This window comes from Klebsiella sp. HN106, from assembly GCF_051209435.1.
GTDB lineage: Bacteria > Pseudomonadota > Gammaproteobacteria > Enterobacterales > Enterobacteriaceae > Klebsiella > Klebsiella oxytoca.
The window spans coordinates 1-3032 of the sequence record NZ_JBLURD010000046.1 but is presented as its reverse complement, the minus strand read 5'-3'; the positions used below and the strand labels follow the sequence as shown (position 1 = coordinate 3032).

Genomic DNA, 3032 nt, shown 5'->3' with positions numbered 1-3032 from the left:
GTAATAACGACTGGTTTGGCATGGTTTTGCTTGCGGTCAGGATTGCATTACAATTTTTTCAGAAAAGCAGAGAGTGCCAGAACAAAAGGGCTGAGTAGTACCTCTACTGAACACGGTCCAGCAATAGTGAGACTAAAGAAGCTACAAGCATTAGTAGATTTTATTAGTAACTGTGCTTTTCTAATCCTTTCAATTGGCACAGCTTATATTTTGTATGTTTGGAGCCACAGTTAACTCATACGAGGTAACTTCGGCAGGTAACAACTTCTAATGCAGGACTTTAATAACTCTAAGGGATTCTACATGAAAAAAGACGATCTAATTACGCGTTGTAAATTACTTAAAGGCGAACGCGATGAGTCTATCTTTACCATATTAATTGGGATAGTAGTAAAGCTGGGGCTGGTAGGCCTGGCATTCTATCTGTTGCTTGGTTCCACGATTGATTGGTCAAGCTGGAAAACTTATGCCGCCATGTTGATCTTGGGAGCATTTCTCTAAAATCTTGAACCTTTTTTCACTCATTACAAGCCATGACCTAGTGCGTAGATCATACGATCTTTAAACCTTATGTCATTGATTTATAAGTACATATAACAAAGATTATGTTAAATACTGTATGTATGTACAGCATCAACAGTTGCCCCCCTCATATTGAGGTAATTGCTACATTCATACCACTATTCTTCTTATAGTATCGACATCCTGAATTATTGCACCCTACTGCTTTGTCTTTAGCTGTTCCGAATTAAAATTCATTGCTCAATTTGGATCACATGACGATCAGCGTATTCCTTTGCTTTATCAAAGTTAAGTTTTTAAAACATAAGATATGTAATGACAAATTCTCAATCTGATTTTCCTTTGAACGATCAAAATTTTCAGGCAGATTTGCTGAAAATCAAAAAGGTTTTCGCCGACCTTATAACGCAGGCATCAGATGGTAAGATACCCATAAGGTCTTCTCATGTACACGGCTTACACCATTTCGAGGAGCTCTACATCCGGGCAAGAGCAGGCATGTGTTCGGTCCTGGGATATCCGGTCATGGTTGTTTCAACTATCTCAGTTAAAGAGCCCGGCACAGGCATTTTTAGAGCGCTTCTTGCAGAATTGAAATGTATTGCAGATGAACAAAATTACATTTTGAAAATTGAAAATGTACTGCCTCCCCTATTCCGCAAATACCTTATTCAAGAAGGTTTTGTTTTCCCAGGTGAACCTTGGATGTGTGGTTCCGGCTATTGGTTTAAGAACCCACAAGTACTTCATGAAAATATTGAGTTATTATCTGTTTAAGTCGATCTAACAATTTCACTGGAGCTAACATGTCCCCGGAATTGGTATCAGACATTGCAAGAGTGGCGCATGAAAAGCTACTTTCAATTTTAACGGAGTGCGGCATAGAGAAGACGGCAGGCACTTGCCTTTTTGCAAGCTATCTTGTGTGTTATTTAGCAAAAACTAAAGGTCTAGATGCTGTTGTCCGTGGGGGTAACGGTGCAGATGATGGCGGTATATTTATAGAGTGTGGTGGCTTTGGCCATTATTGGTGTGAGTTGAATTTCGAAGAAGTGCAATATTATATTGACATCACTTCCGAACAGTTTGGGTTTCATCCATACATAGTGAAACTCGCCAACGATATAACAGGATGGCCTCGATATATTCCTGGTGATCAGGAAACGGTCGATAGTCATTTAGAACAATTATTACGCGACGGCTATACAGAATAGGCTGCGTATACCCTATCGCAGCCTTTCAGGCTCTTAACCCTTGTGACCTGTTAACGGAACCACTCAGGATGACGCTGCCGATCAACTTTGATAACCTGCGAATTAAATTCAACGACATCCGCTGGAGTAAGCATTAATTCATCAGGATTTACAATAAATGGTCTTAAAACCACTTCGCCACCGTCTTCTTTTGCACCGTAGATATTAATAAGAAAGTGCAGTCGTTGATTTCCTTCAGCATTGCGTTGCCATTCTCTAAAAGTCAAAGTTTGTTTAATATAGTTTGTTAAAAGAAATGCGAATTCAGATTCTTCCGTTTGTGAGATACCGATTTTGTTAGACATTTTTTTTAGTATCTTTCCGAGCATGGACACACAGGCATCTAGACTTAACGATGTTGAAATTTTGGTCGTATTAAAATCCTCCTGCGAAAGTGAAATCATCCATGTATTATCTTTATGATAGTCGGTAATATAAATAAAATGAGATGTAAAAGGCGTTGAGTGATTGAACTCTCCTAAGTTCCATCCATACTGACTCACTGTATTTGAGCTAAGTTCTTTGTCGGTAATGTTCATAATTCATACCTTTCGATAAAGTCTGTAATGATAATTAGCTATCTCAAAGGACCAGAACAACTCTTGAAATAACCACACTCGAAGAATTTATCATATTGAACACCCCTACCTAATAACCTTGCCGACTTAATAAATCACAATAGCCCTCCCCTGACATTTTAAAATGCTACTTGAATTTTTGATAGCTTATGGTTGTTTTATGTTCTTTGTGATACGCATATGTCATCTTCTCTTTCCAGTACCAATCTTGTAGATCCTGCAAGTCTAGCCCATTTTTCTCACGTATGCTTTCGTGTAATTCGCTAAGCGCGAGTTTATCATTAGGTTTATAAATGGCTAATTTTTCTTCAAATAAATCCAGCCAACGTTTCCCCATCTTACGACGCAAAACAAACACCATCGTGATAAATGTAATGAAATGCACAGCAATTAGTTCCAACTTATGCGATTGCTGACCAGATAAAATTACTATTGTAACAACAGGGATGGCCGTATATAAAGCAATCAAAGCGACCATAAGTTGGTATGGTTTTTCCCGTATTACCATGTTCATGGGTAAACCAGAGGACGCTACTGCTTGCCAAAATCTTAAAGGGGAGCCCGCAGAATTCGGAAAAAATCGTACGCTAAGGTTTTCCGGGCATCCGTAAGGGCCGAAACTTCCCGTCTTCCAGTCTGCGGCTCTGCCGCCAGACGTAATCGCCGGTTAGGTTGATGT

General features: G+C 39.3%; 6 protein-coding genes. 3 read left to right on the top strand and 3 right to left on the bottom strand.

Going from position 1 to position 3032, the window contains the following annotated elements:
- Window positions 1–303: 303 nt before the first annotated feature.
- The 3 genes from ACSIPU_RS30080 (at window position 304) to ACSIPU_RS30070 (ending at window position 1736) form a co-directional block, all read left to right on the top strand.
- Window positions 304–501: a hypothetical protein gene (locus ACSIPU_RS30080; protein WP_000710701.1), complete on the top strand. Its 198-nt coding sequence runs from the start codon at window positions 304–306 to the stop codon at window positions 499–501.
- 336 nt (window positions 502–837) lie between these two features.
- A complete protein-coding gene (locus ACSIPU_RS30075; protein WP_000185304.1) occupies window positions 838–1299 on the top strand; it encodes a hypothetical protein in 462 nt (153 codons plus the stop codon).
- Between the two features lie 29 nt (window positions 1300–1328).
- A complete protein-coding gene (locus ACSIPU_RS30070) occupies window positions 1329–1736 on the top strand; it encodes a hypothetical protein (RefSeq protein WP_000074418.1) in 408 nt (135 codons plus the stop codon).
- Window positions 1737–1786: 50 nt separating this feature from the next.
- Here ACSIPU_RS30070 and ACSIPU_RS30065 read toward each other — a convergent pair whose 3' ends face one another.
- The 3 genes from ACSIPU_RS30065 to ACSIPU_RS30055 all read right to left on the bottom strand — a co-directional run.
- Entirely contained in the window at window positions 1787–2314 is a 528-nt protein-coding gene (locus ACSIPU_RS30065) for a hypothetical protein (RefSeq protein ID WP_001027750.1), read from the bottom strand.
- A gap of 166 nt (window positions 2315–2480) precedes the next feature.
- Window positions 2481–2867 (bottom strand): hypothetical protein, encoded by a 387-nt coding sequence (locus ACSIPU_RS30060; RefSeq protein ID WP_181728339.1) that lies wholly within the window; start codon window positions 2865–2867, stop codon window positions 2481–2483.
- A 73-nt stretch (window positions 2868–2940) separates the two neighbouring features.
- Window positions 2941–3032, bottom strand: a 92-nt coding sequence (locus ACSIPU_RS30055; protein WP_370447373.1) for a hypothetical protein, incomplete at its 5' end; no start/stop codon positions are given.

Bases quoted from the DNA above. Each gene is read 5' to 3' on its own strand.
- ACSIPU_RS30080 (WP_000710701.1), top strand. From the start codon at position 304: ATGAAAAAAGACGATCTAATTACGCGTTGTAAATTACTTAAAGGCGAA.
- ACSIPU_RS30075 (WP_000185304.1), top strand. From the start codon at position 838: ATGACAAATTCTCAATCTGATTTTCCTTTGAACGATCAAAATTTTCAG.
- ACSIPU_RS30070 (WP_000074418.1), top strand. From the start codon at position 1,329: ATGTCCCCGGAATTGGTATCAGACATTGCAAGAGTGGCGCATGAAAAG.
- ACSIPU_RS30065 (WP_001027750.1), bottom strand. From the start codon at position 2,314: ATGAACATTACCGACAAAGAACTTAGCTCAAATACAGTGAGTCAGTAT.
- ACSIPU_RS30060 (WP_181728339.1), bottom strand. From the start codon at position 2,867: ATGAACATGGTAATACGGGAAAAACCATACCAACTTATGGTCGCTTTG.